Origin of the sequence: Aeromonas genomosp. paramedia, from assembly GCF_023093515.1 — a bacterium.
Lineage (GTDB): Bacteria > Pseudomonadota > Gammaproteobacteria > Enterobacterales > Aeromonadaceae > Aeromonas.
Map to the genome: position 1 here is coordinate 1 of NZ_JAAROG010000020.1, position 19083 is coordinate 19083.

The 19083-nt window shown below is 61.1% G+C and carries 14 protein-coding genes; 6 read left to right on the plus strand and 8 right to left on the minus strand.

Annotation, left to right across the window (positions count from 1 at the left end; all coding sequences use genetic code 11):
* From HB860_RS15490 to rluA, 3 genes are all read left to right on the plus strand, one after another.
* On the plus strand, window positions 1–206 hold a 206-nt coding region (locus tag HB860_RS15490; protein WP_247627227.1), incomplete at its 5' end, for a hypothetical protein.
* Between the two features lie 270 nt (window positions 207–476).
* Window positions 477–3344, plus strand: a complete 2868-nt coding sequence (gene rapA, locus HB860_RS15495) for an RNA polymerase-associated protein RapA (protein ID WP_247627228.1) — start codon at window positions 477–479, stop codon at window positions 3342–3344.
* A gap of 194 nt (window positions 3345–3538) precedes the next feature.
* The gene (rluA, locus tag HB860_RS15500) at window positions 3539–4195 is read left to right on the plus strand and encodes a bifunctional tRNA pseudouridine(32) synthase/23S rRNA pseudouridine(746) synthase RluA (protein WP_139436753.1); all 657 of its coding nucleotides are present in this window, start codon (window positions 3539–3541) and stop codon (window positions 4193–4195) included.
* A gap of 85 nt (window positions 4196–4280) precedes the next feature.
* Here the strand turns inward: rluA and HB860_RS15505 are convergent, their stop codons facing one another.
* The 5 genes from HB860_RS15505 to HB860_RS15525 form a co-directional block, all read right to left on the minus strand.
* Window positions 4281–4469, minus strand: a complete 189-nt coding sequence (locus tag HB860_RS15505; RefSeq protein WP_043757779.1) for a hypothetical protein — start codon at window positions 4467–4469, stop codon at window positions 4281–4283.
* 58 nt (window positions 4470–4527) lie between these two features.
* Window positions 4528–6459: a putative bifunctional diguanylate cyclase/phosphodiesterase gene (locus HB860_RS15510; protein ID WP_247627229.1), complete on the minus strand. Its 1932-nt coding sequence runs from the start codon at window positions 6457–6459 to the stop codon at window positions 4528–4530.
* A gap of 25 nt (window positions 6460–6484) precedes the next feature.
* Window positions 6485–6982 (minus strand): molybdopterin-binding oxidoreductase, encoded by a 498-nt coding sequence (locus tag HB860_RS15515; RefSeq protein ID WP_139436757.1) that lies wholly within the window; start codon window positions 6980–6982, stop codon window positions 6485–6487.
* Between the two features lie 95 nt (window positions 6983–7077).
* On the minus strand, window positions 7078–8712 hold the full coding sequence (gene groL, locus HB860_RS15520) for a chaperonin GroEL (protein WP_025325745.1): 1635 nt from the start codon (window positions 8710–8712) through the stop codon (window positions 7078–7080).
* Between the two features lie 44 nt (window positions 8713–8756).
* A complete protein-coding gene (locus HB860_RS15525; protein WP_005309514.1) occupies window positions 8757–9050 on the minus strand; it encodes a co-chaperone GroES in 294 nt (97 codons plus the stop codon).
* A gap of 242 nt (window positions 9051–9292) precedes the next feature.
* On the opposite strand from HB860_RS15525, the gene HB860_RS15530 reads away from it, so the two are divergent.
* A complete protein-coding gene (locus HB860_RS15530) occupies window positions 9293–10627 on the plus strand; it encodes an MATE family efflux transporter (protein WP_247627433.1) in 1335 nt (444 codons plus the stop codon).
* A gap of 37 nt (window positions 10628–10664) precedes the next feature.
* Here HB860_RS15530 and HB860_RS15535 read toward each other — a convergent pair whose 3' ends face one another.
* A complete protein-coding gene (locus HB860_RS15535; RefSeq protein ID WP_205641007.1) occupies window positions 10665–11141 on the minus strand; it encodes an FxsA family protein in 477 nt (158 codons plus the stop codon).
* A 448-nt stretch (window positions 11142–11589) separates the two neighbouring features.
* On the opposite strand from HB860_RS15535, the gene aspA reads away from it, so the two are divergent.
* Both aspA and HB860_RS15545 read left to right on the plus strand, forming a co-directional pair.
* Window positions 11590–13032: an aspartate ammonia-lyase gene (gene aspA, locus HB860_RS15540; protein WP_139436763.1), complete on the plus strand. Its 1443-nt coding sequence runs from the start codon at window positions 11590–11592 to the stop codon at window positions 13030–13032.
* Window positions 13033–13160: 128 nt separating this feature from the next.
* Window positions 13161–14480: an anaerobic C4-dicarboxylate transporter gene (locus tag HB860_RS15545; protein WP_202047385.1), complete on the plus strand. Its 1320-nt coding sequence runs from the start codon at window positions 13161–13163 to the stop codon at window positions 14478–14480.
* Between the two features lie 127 nt (window positions 14481–14607).
* Here the strand turns inward: HB860_RS15545 and gshA are convergent, their stop codons facing one another.
* Both gshA and HB860_RS15555 read right to left on the minus strand, forming a co-directional pair.
* Window positions 14608–16203 carry a glutamate--cysteine ligase gene (gene gshA / locus HB860_RS15550; RefSeq protein WP_139436767.1) on the minus strand — a complete coding sequence of 532 codons (1596 nt, stop codon included), beginning with the start codon at window positions 16201–16203 and terminating at the stop codon, window positions 14608–14610.
* A 60-nt stretch (window positions 16204–16263) separates the two neighbouring features.
* On the minus strand, window positions 16264–19077 hold the full coding sequence (locus HB860_RS15555) for a M16 family metallopeptidase (RefSeq protein ID WP_247627230.1): 2814 nt from the start codon (window positions 19075–19077) through the stop codon (window positions 16264–16266).
* Between the last annotated feature and the right edge of the window lie 6 nt (window positions 19078–19083).

A 19083-nucleotide genomic window follows, 5' to 3' on the forward strand; every position in this document is an offset into this window, starting at 1 on the left:
AATTGTTTTTGATGTTCGATGCTGTGAGTGCCCACACAGATTGCTTGATTCAAATTGTTAAAGAGCGACGCAACAGTGTGTTGCTGCGGGAGTGGAATTCTACTCAACCGCTTTCTCGAGTCAAGCCTTATTTTCAAAGGCTTTTCGAGGTTATCGACTTGGCTTTCTGCGTTGCCGCTTGCCCTGTCGATGGAGGCGCATTATAGGGAGCCAGCTCGGATTGGCAAGGGTGATTTCGCATAAAATTCGCATTTCCGGCTCAACCGCTCACCAATCAACCAGACTGATGTTTAAATGCTCAAGCAGGGTTCCGTATGCAGGCACTTTCTACCCCTTGCGGGGTCAAGGGTGTCGGTAGATCAAGGTTGTATCGAATTGCCTTTCCCGAACGCCATAACCATGGTGATCGGGATCCGGCCTTCGGGTAACATAGCGCCCCTTTGCGATTCTCACACTCTTGGGCTTTGGAGAGTTTAATGCCTTTTGCACTTGGCCAGCGTTGGATTAGTGATACAGAGACGGATCTGGGGTTGGGGACTGTCGTTGCTGTTGAAGGACGCATGGTTACCCTGTTGTTTCCGGCTACCGGTGAAAACCGCATGTATGCCAAAGAAGAGGCGCCGGTCACCCGGGTCAGCTTCAATGTGGGCGATCAGATTGCCAGTCACGAAGACTGGACCATGACGGTCGAAGAAGTGCAGGAGAAAGACGGCCTGCTTATATATGTAGGTGTGCGCACCGACAATGATGAGCCCGTTGCCCTCAAGGAAGTGTTTCTCAACAACTTTATCAAGTTCAACAAGCCGCAGGATCGCCTGTTCGCCGGCCAGATCGACCGGATGTCCCGCTTCACCCTGCGCTACGAGGCGCTGATCAACCAGCACCAGCGCCGCCGTAACCCGACTCGCGGTCTGGCCGGTGGCCGGGTCAGCCTGATCCCGCACCAGCTCTATATCGCCCATGAAGTGGGTCATCGCTACGCCCCGCGCGTACTGCTGGCGGACGAAGTGGGTCTGGGCAAGACCATAGAAGCGGGCATGATCATCCATCAGCAGCTGCTCTCCGGCCGTGCCCATCGGGTGCTGATCCTGCTGCCCGAAACCCTGCAGCACCAGTGGCTGGTCGAAATGCTGCGTCGCTTCAACCTGCATTTCTCCCTGTTTGACGAGGAGCGCTGCATCGAGGCGTTCGCCGATGCAGAGAACCCATTCGAGACCGAACAGCTGGTGATCTGCAGCCTCGACTTCCTGCGCAAGAAGCGTCGTCGCTTCGAGCAGGTGCTGGAAGCCGAGTGGGATCTGCTGGTTGTCGACGAGGCGCACCACCTGGAGTGGAGCGAAGAGGCCCCCAGCCGTGCCTATGAGATGGTGGAAGCGCTGGCCGAACAGGTGCCGGGCGTGCTGCTGCTGACCGCCACCCCGGATCAGCTGGGCCACCAGAGCCACTTTGCCCGTCTGCGTCTGCTCGACCCGGAGCGTTTCTACGACTATGAGGCCTTCCTCGCCGAGGAGCAAGCCTACGGTCAGGTCGCCAGCGCCGCGCAGGAGCTGCTGGATGGCGAGACCCTGAGCGATGAAGCCAGGCAGATCCTCGCCAGCCAGCTGGAAGGGCTGGATTTGAGCGATGCAGCTGCCCGCCAGCAGGCGGTCGCCAAGCTGCTGGATCAGCACGGCACCGGCCGGGTGCTGTTCCGTAACAGCCGAGCCAATATCCAGGGCTTCCCCGAGCGTCACCTCAACGTCTACCCCATGCCGCTGCCGGAGCAGTACAAGACTGCCATCAAGGTGATGGGCATGATGGGTGGCAACGGTGGGGATCTGCAGACCCGCGCTCTGCGCTACCTCTATCCGGAGAAGATCTTCCAGCAGTTCGAAGGCGACAACGCCACCTGGACCCAGTTCGACCCGCGCGTCGAGTGGTTGCTGGAGCTGCTGCTCTCAGCCCGCCAACAGAAGGTGCTGGTGATCTGCTCCGAAGCGGCCACCGCCATCGCGCTGGAAGAGGCACTGCGCACCCGTGAAGGGATCCGTGGTGCCGTGTTCCACGAAGGGATGTCTATCCTCGAGCGGGACAAGGCTTCCGCCTATTTCGCCCAGCAAGAGGGTGGCGCCCAGGTGCTGCTCTGCTCCGAGATCGGCTCAGAAGGCCGCAACTTCCAGTTTGCCAGCCATCTGGTGCTGTTCGATCTGCCCCTCAACCCGGATCTGCTGGAACAGCGTATCGGCCGACTGGATCGTATCGGTCAGCAGAATACCGTCGAGATCCACGTTCCCTATCTGGAAGGGACTGCCCAGCGCGCCCTGCAGCTCTGGTATCACGATGGCCTGGATGCGTTCGAGCAGACCTGCCCGACGGCGCGCCCGGTATTCGAAGCTGTGCGTGACGAGCTGTTCGAGCTGCTGGCCGCCAACAGCGGCGAGCAAGGCCCGCTGGATGCCCTGCTGATCAAGACCCGCGAGCTGCACGAGCCGCTCAAGGCCCGGCTGGAGCAGGGCCGCGATCGCCTGCTGGAGATCCACTCCAGCGGTGGCGCTGCCGCCCAGCAGCTGGTCGACAAGCTGGCCGCCGAAGATGACGACACCGGCATGATCTCCTTCGCCCTCAAGATGTTCGACGAGATCGGCGTCAATCAGGATGACAGAGGCGAGAACGCGCTGGTGCTGACCCCGGGGGATCACATGCTGGTCTCCAGCTTCCCGGGCTTGCCGCAAGACGGCATGACCATCACCTTCGATCGCAACACCGCCCTGTCGCGGGATGACATGGCGCTGCTCTCCTGGGATCACCCCATGATGCGCGGCGGTATCGACCTGATCCTGGGCTCCGAGATCGGTGCCACCTCGGTCGCACTGCTCAAGAACAAGGCGCTGCCCATCGGCTCCATCCTGCTTGAGCTGATCTTCGTTGCCGAGTCTGCGGCCCATCCCCAGCTCTACCGCTTCATGCCGCCGACCCCGATCCGTCTGCTGATGGACAAGAACGGCCAGAATCTGGGCGAGAAAGTAGCGTTCGATGCCTTCAACCGCCAGCTGACCCCGGTCAACCGCCACCTCGGCAGCAAGCTGGTCACTGCGTCGCAGCCGGTGATCCACGGTTTGATTGGCAAGGGCCAGGCCATTGCCGAAGAGCTGAAAGCCGGGATTGTCGACAAGGCCCGTGCCCAGATGGCGCAAACCCTGCAACAGGATATGGATCGTCTGGAAGCGCTCAAGGCGGTCAACCCGAACGTGCGCGACAGCGAACTGGATTATCTGCGCAATCTGCAGGCAGAATTGCACCACCTGATCGATCAGACCCAACTCAAGCTGGATGCAATCCGCTTTATCGTGGTCACCCATAACTGACAAGGTACCGACCGACAGCGGCCAGACCCAGCTCAAACTGGATACTCAATGCCGCTTTGTCGTGGTCAACCATAACTGACAAGGCAGTGAAGTGGCATGAACGGCTTCGGCTCACGCGGAACCTCATGCCCTTTATGATTGTGGTTACCCATAACTGATGGGGGCTTGCCCCCACCTTCTGATGCGAGACATTTATGTTTGAATACTCACCGCCTCTGGAACCCTGGCTCGATATCCTGTTCAAGGACAAGGACATCATGGTGGTCAACAAGCCCACTGGCCTGCTGAGCGTCCCCGGGCGCGGCCCCGAGAATGAAGACAGCGTCCTGCATCGGGTGAAACAGCAGCACCCCAAGGCAGCGGCAGCCCATCGCCTCGACATGTCCACCACTGGCGTCATTGTCATACCCCTCAATCCCAATTCCCATCGGGAGCTGAGCCGGCAATTTCGCGAGCGGGAGACCGAGAAGCACTACCTCGCCTGGGTGTGGGGCGAGCCGGAGGCGGACTCGGGTCAGGTCGACCTGCCGCTCTGCGTCGACTGGCCCAACCGCCCGAAACAGAAGGTGGACTTTGAGGAGGGGCGTCACGCCCTGACCCTGTGGGAGAAACTGAAGGTGGAGAACGGCAACAGCCTGATCAAGCTGACCCCCATCACAGGTCGCTCTCACCAGCTGCGCGTCCACATGCTGGAGCTGGGGCACCCGATCCTGGGTGACAACCTCTATGCCCATCCGGATGCGCTGGCAGCAGCCCCTCATCTCTACCTGCATGCGGCCATGCTGACCATCAGCCACCCCCGCAGCGGCGAGCGGATGACCTTCGAGGCCCCGGCCCCCTTCCCGGTCTGAGCATTGCACCGAGCAGTGAGGCCGTCAGATAAAACCCGATAAAAAAGAAAGCCCCCATCGAAAGATGGGGGCTTTTTCGTTCAGGTCAGACGCGAATATCGATCCTGCTTCCGAGGGAAGCGCTGGCCGATGTCGGCGCCGCCGGCGCGGACTGAGCTGCCGTTTCCAGCAGTTTCAGTGCGGATTCGCCCTCCTGGGTCTGCTGCTTCTTGGCCAGGCTGGCCACCATCAGAGCAGAACCAAACGACGCATTTGCAGAGCTAGAAATATCCATTGTGTACCTCCTGCCAAGAGACTATCGGCCGGGCCCCGCGAGACATGAGCCATATTGTTCAGAGCAGGTATGCCTTGTCCGGTGCACGCCGTGCCAGCCAGCGCTCCTCCATCTCCAGCAGGGTCTGATAGGCCTTGGACGCCTGCTCCGGGCGGCTGAACAGATAGCCTTGTCCGTAGAGATGGATGTCGGTCAATGAGCGCAGCACGTCGAGCTGCCCCTGGGTCTCGATGCCTTCACACACCAGCTTCTTGCCCAGCATGGAGCCCATGCGGCAGATGTTGGCCACCAGCTCGGCCGCCTCGATGGAGGTGTCTATGCCCTGGATGAAGGATCTGTCTATCTTCACCTTGCTCACCGGCAGCTTCTGCAGATAGCTGAGAGAGGAGTAACCGGTCCCGAAGTCATCCAGCGCCAGGTGAACCCCCTGCTGACTGAGATCCTGCATCAGCTGCAGCGAGTTCTTCACCTCGCGCATTGTGGTGTCTTCCGTCACCTCCAGTACCAGGCAGGAAGCGGGAATATGGTGTTCCATCAACGCCTTGGCCACCAGCTTCAACAGGTTGCGCTGATACATGCCAGGGGAGATGTTGACGCACATCTGCAGATCGACCAAGCCCAGGTGCTGCCACTGGTGGAGCTGCTCGCACGCCGTGTTCAGCACCCAGCTCCCCAGCTTCTCGGCAAGCTGGAACTCTTCCGCCACCTGGATCACCTCGTTGGGCGGGATGAAGCCAAGCTCGGGATGACGCCATCTCAGCAGCGCCTCCACCGCCTCGCAGCGACCGCTCTCCAGGTTGACTATGGGTTGGTAATAGAGCTCCAGGGCATTGTGTTCAAGGGCCATCACCATGTCGGAGGCGAGGTGCTTGCGCCTGGCGGTTTCGTTGAGCAGGGAGCTGTCATAGATGACATAGGGCACATGGGTCTTGCGGCTGTGGAACAGCGCCTGCTCCGCCCGGCTCAGCAGCTCCTGGGTCTGGTTGCTGTCCGTGGGGAAGAAGGCGATGCCTATGCCCACCTCCAGCCGGAAGGGGTAGCTGTCGATGATGATGTCTTGCTTGATGGCGTGGAGCACCCTCGCCACCAGCTCCCTGACCTGGCGCAGATCGCTGCTGTCCCGTTGCAGCATGGCGAGCTGATCGCCCCCGAGACGCGCCACCCACTCGCCGTTTTCACACAGGGCACGTAGCCGCTTCGCCAGCTCCTGCAGCAGTATGTCCCCTGTGCTGTAGCCAAACTTGCTGTTGATGTCCCGAAAATCGTTGATGTCGATCAGTACCAGACCAAAGGGAGTATCACGGCTGACATAGGACTCCATCTTCTCCAGCAAGGCCAGCCTGTTGGCCAGGCCGGTCAGCGGATCGACCCGGGCCGTTCTGAAATGGCGCCGGGCTTCGCGCACCAGCAGGCCGCTGAGCAGAATGACTGATATCACCAGCCCCAACACCATGAACAGCAGCGCATCGCGCAGCTGGCCGAAGCGCTTGTCATTGCCCGAATAGACGTTGATGTTCTTCTGCATCATGGAGGCGAGGGAGTAGGAGAGCGGCTCCTGCAAGGGCGCAAGGGTCATCATGACCTGCTGGTAGTCCGACATCCCCGGCTTCAGCCTGGTCAGCTCCGGCTCCAGCTTGCGGATATTGTTCTCGGTCAGCTGGACCAGCCGCAGCGTCTTCGGATTGTCCGACAGGCTCTTGCGCAGCTGGCCGCTCAGCAGGATCGGCGTCCGGCTCCAGAGAATGTCGTAACGCAGCAGCAGGGTTTCATGGTCTATGCCGCCGTAGTGGTAAATCTCGACGGCATTGAGAAAGCGCCCCAGCTCGAGCTGCAGTTGCATCAAGGCCCAGGAGACGTCATAGGTGTACTTCTCCATCACCCGGGTCGCATTCTGTATCTGCACCAGGCAATAGAGCGTGCTACCCGTGAATAACAGAATGGATAGATAAAGAACGCCGAGTAAGGGCCAGGCCCTGGTCTTCGCTTTCACCCAATGCTCCCGCAAGTCACCGTCTTTACTGCTGAATATCGATTGCGCTCAATTGCCAGATCATCATGTCGGTGAACTCGGATCGCTTGAGTTCGGGATGCTGATCCAGCGGCAGAATAAACCAGAGCGGCCCCTTGTCACGTACCCGCATGGTCACCCCATCATCCTGCCAGGCCAGGATGGGATCGTATTGCCTGACCTTATCCCAGTTGATCCGGATCTGGAAACTATTCAAGGCGGTGAGCGTGATGCTCTTGCCGTTGGCCTTCACCGCCGTCAGCACGTCTGCCAGCCTGGGCCCCACGTATTTGTGCGGTTTATCCACCCAGGGATTACTCGTCACTATCTCATGCTGTGGCAGGGCCTGGATCATGGCCATGTCGAAATCAACCTCACCATCAGCCGGATTTGCGGGATCCAGATTCCCCGTTACCTTGAGGATCACGGGCCCCTCGGGAGCGGCCAATGCCATGGTGGGAACGACAAGGGAAAACAGTAACGGGATCAAACCTAATGTTCGCATGCTCACCTCAGATCATTTCACTATCAACAACTTCAGCTTAGTAGCACTAAAAAAAACGGCCCGCAAAAGCGAGCCGTTTGATGACTATGACGGAATTACATCATACCCATACCGCCCATGCCACCCATATCAGGCATGGCAGGGGTATCTTTCTTCGGCAGTTCGGAGATCATGCACTCTGTGGTGATCATCAGGCCGGCGATGGAAGAGGCGAACTGCAGGGCAGAACGGGTCACCTTGGTCGGATCCAGGATGCCCATGGCCAGCATGTCACCGTACTGTTCGGTGTAGGCGTTGTAGCCGAAGTTACCCTCACCGTTCTTCACGGCGTTGGCAATGACGGAGGCTTCTTCGCCGGCGTTGATGACAATCTGACGCAGCGGAGCTTCCATGGCGCGCAGGGCAACCTTGATACCCACGTTCTGGTCTTCGTTGTCACCACGCAGGGAGGCCAGCTTGGCGGCCACGCGCACCAGCGCCACACCACCACCGGCAACCACGCCTTCTTCTACGGCAGCGCGAGTGGCGTGCAGGGCATCGTCAACACGGGCTTTCTTCTCTTTCATCTCGACTTCGGTGGCAGCGCCAACCTTGATGACGGCAACACCGCCGGCCAGCTTGGCCACGCGCTCTTGCAGCTTCTCACGGTCGTAGTCGGAAGAGGTATCTTCGATCTGCTGACGGATCTGAGCCACGCGGCTCTCGATCAGGGCGGCATCACCCACGCCATCGATGATGGTGGTGTTCTCTTTGGTGATGACGATGCGCTTGGCACGGCCCAGATCTTCCAGGGTCGCTTTTTCCAGCTCCATGCCCACTTCTTCGGAGATCACGGTACCGCCGGTCAGGATGGCAATATCCTGCAGCATGGCCTTGCGACGGTCACCGAAGCCAGGTGCCTTGACGGCGGCGACTTTCACAATGCCGCGCATGGTGTTGACCACCAGAGTCGCCAGCGCTTCACCTTCCACGTCTTCGGCCACGATGATCAGCGGTTTGCCCGCCTTGGCCACGCCTTCCAGCACCGGCAGCATTTCGCGGATGTTGGAGATCTTCTTGTCCACCAGCAGGATGAAGGGGTCATCCAGCTCGACGGAGCCGGTTTCCGGCTTGTTGATGAAGTAGGGGGAGAGGTAGCCACGGTCGAACTGCATGCCTTCTACCACGGCCAGCTCGTCTTCCAGACCCTGACCGTCTTCTACCGTGATCACGCCGTCACGACCGACCTTGTCCATGGCCTCGGCGATCAGTGCACCCACTTTCTCGTCGGAGTTGGCGGAGATGGTGCCGACCTGGGCGATGGCGTTGTTGTCGGCACAGGGCTGGGACAGGGCCTGCAGCTCGGCGACGGCGGCCACGACGGCCTTGTCGATACCGCGCTTCAGATCCATGGGGTTCATGCCGGCGGCGACGGCCTTCAGGCCTTCGTTGACGATGGCTTGCGCCAGTACGGTCGCAGTGGTGGTACCGTCACCGGCGGCGTCGTTGGCCTTGGAAGCGACTTCCTTGACCATCTGGGCGCCCATGTTCTGGAACTTGTCTTCCAGCTCGATCTCGCGGGCAACGGAGACGCCATCCTTGGTGATGGTCGGGGCACCGAAGGACTTGTCCAGTACCACGTTGCGGCCTTTCGGGCCCAGGGTCACCTTGACGGCGTCGGCCAGGATGTTGACGCCTTCCAGCATCTTGATGCGGGCTTCGTTGCCAAACTTAACTTCTTTAGCTGCCATGTTCTTCAGTCCTTAAATCAATTCGGGAAAAAGGGGGGAGGTGATTACTCTTCGACAATCGCCAGGATGTCGGTCTCGGACAGGATCAGCACGTCCTGGCCATCCAGCTTCTCGGTCTTCACGCCGTAGCCTTCGTTGAAGATCACCTTGTCACCCACCTTGACGGCGAGGGCTTTGACATCGCCATTGTCCAGAATTCGGCCAGTCCCCACGGCAAGAACTTCACCACGGGTGGACTTCTGGGCCGCAGTGCCAGTCAAGACGATGCCGCCAGCGGATTTGGCTTCAGCTTCGATGCGCTTGATGATGACGCGGTCGTGCAGTGGACGAATTTTCATCGATAACTCTCCCAAAATGAGTCTCTGTGTTGCTTGAGGAATGGCCGCAGTCGGCCAAATTTGTTATGCCCCTGATCTGGGGCAATATGGGTAGCCCTTCAAGGGCAAATACAAAAAAAATATTTTCACGTACTATGAGTATCTTCGATGGATCACCCACCCCCAATCAGGAAGGCGGATGGACGCGGCCAGCATTTCGGCCCAGAGCACATAGAGACCCTGCCTTGAGCCGACCCAACCCCATGCTGACCGCCCCCATGACGCCAGTGCTGCTGCGCATGACGGGGCCCATGATCCTCGGCATCGTTGCCATCCTCGCCTTCAACCTGGTCGATACCTTCTTTATCGGCATGCTGGGCACGGAGGCGCTCGCCGCCATCAGTTTCACCTTCCCGGTCACCTTCGTGGTCACCTCCCTCACCATGGGGCTGGGAGCGGGACTGTGCGCCCTGCTCGGCCATGCCCTGGGCCAGGGCCGTCACGACGAGGCCGCCCGCATCACCACCGACTGCCTGTTCCTCGCCGTCATCCTGGTGACCCTGCTCGCCGTGCTGGGGGCGCTGACCATAGAGCCCCTCTTTACCCTGCTGGGGGCCAGTGCCGAGCTCATTTCGCTGATCCACGACTACATGCTGATCTGGTATCTGACCGTGCCCATGCTGGTCATCCCCATGGTCGGCAATGCCGCCATCCGGACCACGGGGGATACCAAGACCCCCAGCCTGGTGATGGGGGTGGCCGGCCTGGTCAACGGGGTACTGGATCCCCTGCTCATCTTCGGGCCCGGCCCTTTCCCCGAGTGGGGCATCCGCGGCGCCGCCATCGCCACCTCCCTCTCCTGGCTGATGGCCATGCTGGTCAGCCTGCACATACTGCGCCAGCGGGAGCAACTGCTGTCATGGCGCCTCTCCCCTCGCCCGCGGCTGCTGGCCCACTGGCGCGCCCTGCTGCAGGTGGCCGTGCCCGCATCCTTTACCAACATGCTCAACCCGCTGGCCAATGCCGTGCTGATGGTCATCTTCGCCGGCCTGGGTACCGAGGTGGTCGCCGCCTACGGCGCCGCCTCCAGGGTAGAGGCGCTGCTGCTGATCGTGATGATGGCGCTCTCTTCCGTGCTGGCCCCCTTCGTCTCGCAGAACTGCGGGGCGGGCAATCCGGCGAGGGCCAGGGCCGCCCTGCTGCTCTGCATGCGGTTCGCCCTGCTGTTCCAGCTCGCCATCTACGGCCTCGTCTGGCTGCTGGCCCCCCTCATCGCCAACCTGTTCAGCGATCACCCGCAAGTCGTGCGCCTCATCGTGCTCTATCTGCATCTGGTGCCCATCGGCTACGGTTTTCAGGGCATGGTGATGCTGCTGGCCTCGGCCCTCAATGGGGTCAGAGCCTCGACGGTATCATTCGTCTTCAACGGCATGCGGCTGTTCGTCTTCTTGCTGCCAGGGGCCTGGCTGGGGGCAAAACTGGGGGGAGAGCAGGGGATCTATCTGGGGATATTGCTGGCAAACCTGGCGGCGGGACTGCTGGCCTGGGGCTATGCCCACCGCAGGTTTGAGGGACTCTGCCATCAGGTCCACCCCTGACGGCGAGGGCCCCGATATGGCGGCCGATTCCGTTCACTCACTCTTTGCGTTCAAATTCCCCTTCAATCGTGGTTCCACCACCCTTGGCCTGATCCGGCTGCCCCTCGCCTGGGCGCGCCCCGAACGGCGGTTGCTGTGCCTGGAAGCCCCCCATCTGCATCCTGAACTGGCTGCTGCCCACCAGCTTGTCGGCCAGCCTGTTGCGCAGCCAGGGCTGCAGCAGCAGGATGCCGAAGAAGTCGGTCACGAATCCCGGAATGATCAGCAGCAGACCGGCCAGCGCCAGCATCATGCCGCCCATCACCTCGCGGCCCGGCATCTCGCCCTGCTGCATCTTCTGCTGGGCGCTGAACAGGGTCTTGATCCCTTCGCTGCGCACCAGGGAAGAGCCCAGCACCGCAGTCAGTACCAGCAGGCCCACGGTCGGCAAGGCGCCTATCACCGAGCCCACCTCTATCATCACGGTGAGCTCCAGCAATACCAGGCCAACCAACAACAGTAACAACTTGCCCATAGCAACCTCAGTGCGGTGAATAAATGAACCTGCCATCACGCAGTGAGCGGAGTATGGCCCATGCCAAATCGCCATCGCGCAGGTCTCTTGTCACTAAAATGGGGAGCCATGCCGGTTTTTCAAGTCCGCGGCATCAGACAACCCGGATTCGGGAGAAATATTTGGTCGCCCAACTGTGATTGAAGTGATTGTTCTGTCAAAGTTAATCGCTCAATTGCAATATCTGTTTAATGACCACAAGATATTTGGGGTTGCCTCAAATTTAGTGATCCAAGTCTAATATCAGATACCTCAATTGAGGTAAGATCTATCCCAGTCATTGCACAGGGAGCCATCGGCTCCCCACTGCCCCACCCGATGTGTGGTGCTTCAGGATGAAATGTGCGTAAGGAAGTCGCGACCACTCGGTGAGGATCGTTTCCATTTATCTGATTTCTGAGGCATTACAATGAGCGACATCAAGAACGTCCGCATTGAAGAAGACCTGCTGGGCACCAAAGAAGTTTCCAACGATCTCTATTACGGTGTGCACACCCTGCGCGCCGTCGAGAACTTCAAGATCAGCACTCAGAAGATTTCTGACGTTCCCGAATTTGTCCGTGGCATGGTGCTGACCAAGAAGGCCGCCGCACTGGCCAACGGTGAGCTGGGCACCATACGTCCCGAGATCGCTGACAAGATCATCGAAGCCTGTGACCTGATGCTGAACACCGGCAAATGCTTCGACCAGTTCCCGGTCGATGTCTATCAGGGCGGCGCCGGTACCTCCGTCAACATGAACACCAACGAAGTGCTGGCCAACATCGCCCTCGAATTGATGGGTCTGGAGAAGGGCCGTTACGACGTCATCAACCCCAACGATCACGTCAACAAGTGCCAGTCCACCAACGACGCCTACCCCACAGGTTTCCGCGTGGCCGTGGTCAACAGCACCGACACCACCCTGCATGCCCTGGAAGCGCTGATCGCTGCCTTCGATGCCAAGGCTGCCGAGTTCAAGAGCATTCTGAAGATGGGTCGTACCCAGCTGCAGGATGCAGTCCCCATGACCCTGGGTCAGGAGTTCCATGCCTTCGCCGTCACCCTGCGCGAAGAGATCAAGTCCATCAAGCGTTGCCAGGAGCTGCTGCTGGAAGTGAACCTGGGCGCCACCGCCATCGGTACCGGCCTGAACACCCCGCCCGAGTACTCCGCCCTGGCCATCAAGCGTCTGGCCGAGATCACCGGTCGTGCCTATGTGCCGGCAGAGGATCTCATCGAAGCGACCTCCGACTGCGGCGCCTATGTGATGCTGCACGGCGCCATCAAGCGTCTGGCCATGAAAATGTCCAAGATCTGCAACGACCTGCGTCTGCTCTCCTCGGGCCCCCGTACCGCGCTCAAAGAGATCAACCTGCCGGAAATGCAGGCTGGCTCTTCCATCATGCCGGCCAAGGTCAACCCGGTCATCCCGGAAGTGGTCAACCAGTCCTGCTTCAAGGTATTCGGCAACGACGTCACCATCACCTTCGCCGCCGAAGCCGGTCAGCTGCAGCTGAACGTCATGGAGCCGGTGATTGGTCAGGCCATGTTCGAATCCCTGAGCCTGATGGAAAAAGCCTGCATCTCCCTGCGCGAGAAGTGCGTGGAAGGCATCACCGCCAACCCGGACATCTGCATGAACCACGTGCTGAACTCCATCGGCATCGTGACCTACCTGAACCCCTTCATCGGTCACCACGAAGGTGACATCGTCGGCAAGATCTGTGCCCAGACCGGCAAGAACGTCCGCGAAGTCGTGCTTGAGCGCGGCCTGCTGACCGCCGAGCAGCTGGACGAGATCCTCTCCATCGAGAACCTGATGAATCCGCAATACAAGGCCAAGCGTTACACCCGCGAAGCCACCGTATAAACGGAATCCTGGGCCGGGTATATCCCGGCCCCATAGAGTCAGTTCCCGAGCGGCCTCCTGCTAGTCCCGTCGGGAATTGGCTTTCTGCCTAATAAAACCTAAAAAAACTGGAAAATGGAGTGTTCGCTATGATTGGAATCGAGTTACTTGTGGTGCTCGCCGCTATCTATCTGGGGGCCCGGATAGGCAGCATCGGCATCGGCTTTGCCGGTGGTCTGGGGGTGCTGGTGCTGACCTGGGGTCTGGGCATGCCCATCCCGAGCGATCAGCTGGTGACCTACCTGCCCTGGGACGTGATCATGATCATCGCGTCCGTCATCTGCGCCATCGCCTGCATGCAGCTCGCCGGCGGGATGGACTACCTGGTGCACCTGGCCGAGAAGGCACTGCGCAAGAATCCCAAGCACATCACCTTCGCCGCCCCTGTCGTCACCTACCTGATGACCATGCTGGCCGGGACAGGTCACACCGCCTTCTCCACCCTGCCGGTGATCGCCGAGGTGGCCAAGGAGCAGGGCATTCGCCCGTCCCGTCCGCTCTCCATCGCGGTCGTTGCCTCCCAGATCGCCATCACCGCCTCCCCCATCTCGGCGGCCGTGGTTGCCTTCTCCGGCATGCTGGAACCCCTCGGTGTCGACTACCTGACCCTGCTGGCCATCTGCATCCCGTCCAGCTTCATCGCCTGTCTGCTGGGGGCCTTCGTGGCCAACATGCTGGGCAAGCCGCTGGAGCAGGATGAAGTCTATCTGGAGCGCAAGGCCAAGGGCCTGATCAAGCTGCGCGGCACCAGCAAGGTGGAACTCAAGCCTTACGCCAAGCTCTCCGTCGGCATCTTCATCGTCGCCATCGTCGCCGTCATGGCCTATGCCACCGCCATCTCCGGCAACGTGGGTCTGATCAGCAGCCCGCCCATCCCCCGCGATGGCGCCATCATGGGCATCATGCTCTCCGCCGCCACCCTGATGGTGCTGTTCTGCAAGCTGGACGCCGCCCAGATCACCAACATGCCCACCTTCAAGTCCGGTATGTCCGCCTGTATCTGCGTACTGGGTGTGGCCTGGCTCGGCAACGTCTTCGTGAAGGGCAACATGGTCGAGATCCAGGCGTTCGCCGGCGATCTGCTGAGCCAGTACAGCTGGCTGCTGGCCGTGGTGCTGTTCTTCTCCTCCATGCTGCTCTACTCCCAGGGTGCCACCACCAAGGCACTGATGCCGGCCGCGCTGGCCCTGGGCGTCAGCCCGCTGGCGGCCATCGCCTCCTTCGCCGCCGTGAGCGCCCTGTTCGTGCTGCCGACCTACCCGACCCTGCTGGCGGCGGTCGAGATGGACGACACCGGCTCCACCCGGATTGGCAAGGCGGTGTTCAACCACCCCTTCTTCATCCCGGGCGTGGCCACCATCGCCATGGCAGTGGCGCTGGGCTTCTTCTTCGGCGGTCTCATCCTCTGATGACGCGTCACTCCTTGCAGACGGCCCCTCGGGGCCGTTTTTTTATGCCCGCTGCGGGCCAGATCCCACCTCTAGGCCCATCAAAAAGCCGCTCAAGGGAGCGGCTCTCGTCATCAGGGGAAGGTCTTCAACTGGTCTGCCGGGTGCCGAAATAGTCGGCGAGGAAGTCATCGAAGGAGAGGCTGTCACTGCGCTCCCGCTCCCGCTGCTTGGCCAGGGAGTCCCGCGCCTCGCCGGCGAAGTAGGCCTCATCCCAGTACTGCAGCTCACCGCTCAGCATCTCTTCCCGGTAACGGCTCGCCAGGGCATCGCCGAAGCAGCCGTTGTCCTGGCCGCTTTCCAGCAACTGCTTGAGCAGGCGGGCGGAGTAGGTCAGCTCGGGGTTGAGCAGCTTCTCGCGGTGCATGGCCAGCGTCTCGCGGTAGCGGTTGCGACCACAGCAGCGATCCAGCAGCTCGGCGACCTGGGCCAGCTCGTCGAACAGCTTGAGCCCGTACTCCTTGAGACCGATGGCATTGCCCTGCTCGTCTTCAAGCTCGAGACCGGGGCGGCGCCCTTCCAGCACCACCTTGTTCTGGTTGCGACGGTTGCGGGCAATCTCCTCGTCACCCAGCACGGGAGACGGGCGCAGCAGGCACCAGACCAGGAACAGATCGAAGAAGCGGATCTGATCCACCTCGATGCCGAACGGCGTGAAGGGATTGACGTCCACGGTGCGCAGCTCGATGTACTCGATGCCGCGCTGCTCCAGCGCATCCGAGGGCTTCTCGCCGCTGCGGGGGGTGCGCTTGGGCCGGATAGGGGCATACAGCTCGTTCTCCAGCTGCAGCACGTTGTCGTTGAGCTGGCGGTACTCGCCGTTCACCTTGACCCCTATCTTGGCAAACTCGGGATCATGGGTGTTGATGGCGCGGCGCAAACTGCTGACATAGGCCGGCAGGTTGTCGTGGCTGATCTTGAGCCCCGCCTGGGCGCTGTTGGTATAACCGAGATCGGACAGGCGCAGGGCGGTGGCATAGGGCAGATAGAGGGTCCCCTTGCCAATCTTCTGGAACGGCAGGCTGCTCTTGCGTCCCTTGAGGAAGGAGTCGCAGATGGCCGGGGAGGCACCGAACAGGTAGGGCACCAGCCAGCCGAAGCGGTAGACGTTGCGAATAAGCCCCATGTACTTGTCGGAGATGAAGCGCTGGCTGCAGCACCCCTCGCCCACCAGGTCCTGCCACTCGCACCAGAAGCTGTCCGGCATGGAGAAGTTGAAGTGCACCCCGGCGATCACCTGCATCAGGCTGCCGTAGCGGTTCTTCAAGCCCTGGCGATAGAGGGTCTTCATCCGGCCTATGTTGGAGCTGCCGTACTGGGCCAGGCGGATGCTCTCCTCGTCACCGACGAAGCAGGGCATGGAGAGCGGCCAGATCCGCTCATCCCCCAGGTGATGAATGGCGTGGCGATGGATGTCGCCAAGCTGCTCGATCAGGCTCTCGATGGAGTCGGTCGCCGGGGTGATGAACTCCAGCAGGCTCTCGGAGTAGTCGGTGGTGATGTTGGCATGGGTCAGGGCCGACCCCAGTCCTCTGGGGTGATCGGTCTGGGCCAGGGTCCCTTCTGGGGTGATGCGCAGACATTCACGTTCGATCCCGCGCCGGATCCCCTTGAGGGCGGTCACCCGATCCGGGGTACCCAGCGCAGCCAGCAACTCGGTGAGCGACAAGCTAGTAGTAGTCATATTCACGGCTCATGTATGGCCGCCCCACCTGGGGCGGCGCTCATTTTTTTGCAACGCCCCTCAGGGCAGTTGCAGCGGATAGATGGGAAGATGAAGCTCGCTCAAGGGTTTTTCAAGCTTTTGCTTGTCCCCCACCACCACAATCACCATGTCGGCCGGGTCCAGCCAGCGTGCCGCACTGGCTTTTAGCGTCTCGGGCGACACCGTTTTGATCAGCTGGCTCTGGGCCTGCACATAGTCCGGCTTCAGGTCGTACATGATCATCTGCAGCAGGAAGCCCGCCTTCTGGCCAAGGGTCTCGTAGGAGAGGGCATCCTGCTGGGAGACGGCGCTGCGCATGTAGGCCAGCTCCACCGGGGTGGGTCCGCTCACGCGGTAGCCATCCATCTCCTTGAGGAACTGACGGATGGCATCCGCGGTCGCATCGGTGCGCACGTTGGCGCCGGTGGCGAACACGCCGGCCTCGCGGTTCGCCTGGAAGCCCGAGCTGGCACCATAGGTGTAGCCCTTGTCTTCCCGCAGGTTGAGGTTGATGCGACTGTTGAAGTTGCCCCCCAGGTTGAAGTTCATCAGGTTGGCGACGAAGTAATCCCCCGTGGTGTCAAACGGCATGGCACGGCGGCCGATGCGGATCACCGACTGGGGTGCCCCCGGCTTGTCCACCAGGTAGATGCCCGGCTTGGCCTGCTCCCCCTTGAGCTTGAGATCCCCCAGGGTCGGCGCCGCCCCCTGCCACTGGGTGAGGAAGCCGAGCTGCCGTTCGACCTGCTGCTGGGTCACATCCCCGGTCACCACCACCTTGGCGTTGGTCGGGTTGTAGTAGGCGTGATAGAAGCGCTTCACGTCTGCCAGGGTCAGCTTCTCGACGTCGGTCAGCACCCCGTCGGTCGGCTGGCCGAGGCGGTTCTGCTTGCCGTACACCAGCTCACGGAACGCCTGCCCCGCCAGCCACTCGGGCTGCTGCTCGCTCTGCTTCATGCCTTGCAGCATCTGCGCCTTGAGCCGTTCGAAGTCCGCCTCCCGCAGGCCGGGTTGCAGCAGCACCTCGCGCACCAGTGCCAGCGTCTGGGGCAGCTTGTCGGTCAGGCTGCTGATGGTGATGAGGTTGTTGTACTGGGCGGTCGAGACGCTGATGCTGGCGCCGAGCTTTTGCAGCTCGTCGCTGAGCTCGGCCTCGGAGAGGCGCGCCGTCCCCTGCCCCAGCATGGCGGCGGTGAGGCTGGCCAGCCCCAGCTCGCCCTTGCCCTCGGCCCGGATGCCGCCAGGCAGGGCAATCATGATGGAGACGGCCGGGATCTCGTCACTCCGGGTACCGATGATCTCGATGCCCTTGTCCAGCTTGCCGTGCCAGATGGCCGGCACCTTGACGCTGACCGCTTCCGCCGTCCTGGGCTGCACGCTGCGATCGAAGCTGTCCTTGATCGTTTGCTGGGCCAGCGGCTCCCCATGCTGGCTGTAATCCGGCAGCTCGCGCTTGGCCGGGGTGAAGTTGGGTGTGCCCGCCTGCCACTGGGTCTTGCCCTTGGGCACCACGCTCAGCACCACGGCTGGCTTGTTCGCGATGAACTTGTCGTAGGCCGCCTTGACCTGCTGGGCGTTCACCTGACCTATGGCATCCAGGTTCTTGAACACATAGTTGGGATCCTGGGCCAGCACCTGCCCCATGGCGAGCTGGCTCACCTTGCCGGACACGCTGTCCAGCCCCCAGATGGCCGAGGCGCGATAGCTGCTGATGGCCTTCTCCAGATCCTCTGGCTTGATGCCGCGACCGGCAAACTCGCCGATCACCTTGTCCACTTCCCCCTTGAGGGTCTTGAGGCTGCCATCCACCGCCGGGTTCGGATAGACATAGACCGCCAGGGTACAGGCCAGCTCTTCGCAGGAGTGGGAGGCCCCCACCTCGATGGCCTTGCCGGTCTTGACCAGGGACTGATAGAGCATGGAGCTGGCGGAGCCGCCGAGCACGTCGGCAAAGATGTCCAGCGCCGGCTCTTGCGGGTCGCCAAGGGACACGGTCGGGTAGCTGATATAGAGCAGCGGCAGGTGCACCTTGTCTTCCAGCGTCACATAACGGGTCTCGGGCAGGGTCGCAGGCTGGGGCGTCGGTTCGGCCACCTCGGGGCCACGGGGGATGGGGCCGAAGTACTGCTCAATCCAGGCCAGCGCCTGCTGGGTGTCGAAGTCGCCCCCCAGGGTGAGGGTGGCGTTGTTCGGGCCATACCAGCGCAGGAAGAACTGCTTGAGGTCGTTCACATCGACCCTGTCCAGATCCTCCACATAGCCGATGGGCTGCCAGGAGTAGGGATGGGTGCGCGGATAGAGCGCCTCCCCCACCTTCTCGCTCAGCAGGCCGTAGGGCTGGTTGTCGATGCGCTGGGCCCGCTCGTTCTTGACGGTGGCGCGCTGGATCTCGAACTTCTTCTGGCTCACCGCATCGAGCAGGAAGCCCATGCGATCCGCCTCCAGCCAGAGCACCTTCTCCAGCTGGTTGGCCGGTACCGTCTCGAAATAGTTGGTTCTGTCCTTGTTGGTGGTGCCGTTCATCTCGCCACCGGCCTCGTTGATGATCCGCATGTGCTTCTGATCGCCGACGTGCTTGGAGCCCTGGAACATCATGTGCTCGAAGAAGTGGGCAAACCCCGACTTGCCGACCGTCTCGCGCGACGACCCCACGTGATAGGTGACATCCAGGTGCACCAGGGGATCAGACTTGTCCGGCGCCAGGATCACGGTCAGGCCGTTGTCCAGCCTGTACATCTGATAGGGAATGCCGAGCTTGCCTTCCTGCTTGACCTGCTCGGACACCAGGGTGGGCGCTGCCAGCACGGGCAGGGAAAACCCCAGGAGAATGCTTAATGGAATGAGTTTGTTCACGGTTAC

Bases quoted from the DNA above. Each gene is read 5' to 3' on its own strand.
- rapA (WP_247627228.1), top strand. From the start codon at position 477: ATGCCTTTTGCACTTGGCCAGCGTTGGATTAGTGATACAGAGACGGAT.
- rluA (WP_139436753.1), top strand. From the start codon at position 3,539: ATGTTTGAATACTCACCGCCTCTGGAACCCTGGCTCGATATCCTGTTC.
- HB860_RS15505 (WP_043757779.1), bottom strand. From the start codon at position 4,469: ATGGATATTTCTAGCTCTGCAAATGCGTCGTTTGGTTCTGCTCTGATG.
- HB860_RS15515 (WP_139436757.1), bottom strand. From the start codon at position 6,982: ATGCGAACATTAGGTTTGATCCCGTTACTGTTTTCCCTTGTCGTTCCC.
- groL (WP_025325745.1), bottom strand. From the start codon at position 8,712: ATGGCAGCTAAAGAAGTTAAGTTTGGCAACGAAGCCCGCATCAAGATG.
- HB860_RS15525 (WP_005309514.1), bottom strand. From the start codon at position 9,050: ATGAAAATTCGTCCACTGCACGACCGCGTCATCATCAAGCGCATCGAA.
- HB860_RS15530 (WP_247627433.1), top strand. From the start codon at position 9,293: ATGCTGACCGCCCCCATGACGCCAGTGCTGCTGCGCATGACGGGGCCC.
- HB860_RS15535 (WP_205641007.1), bottom strand. From the start codon at position 11,141: ATGGGCAAGTTGTTACTGTTGTTGGTTGGCCTGGTATTGCTGGAGCTC.
- aspA (WP_139436763.1), top strand. From the start codon at position 11,590: ATGAGCGACATCAAGAACGTCCGCATTGAAGAAGACCTGCTGGGCACC.
- HB860_RS15545 (WP_202047385.1), top strand. From the start codon at position 13,161: ATGATTGGAATCGAGTTACTTGTGGTGCTCGCCGCTATCTATCTGGGG.
- gshA (WP_139436767.1), bottom strand. From the start codon at position 16,203: ATGACTACTACTAGCTTGTCGCTCACCGAGTTGCTGGCTGCGCTGGGT.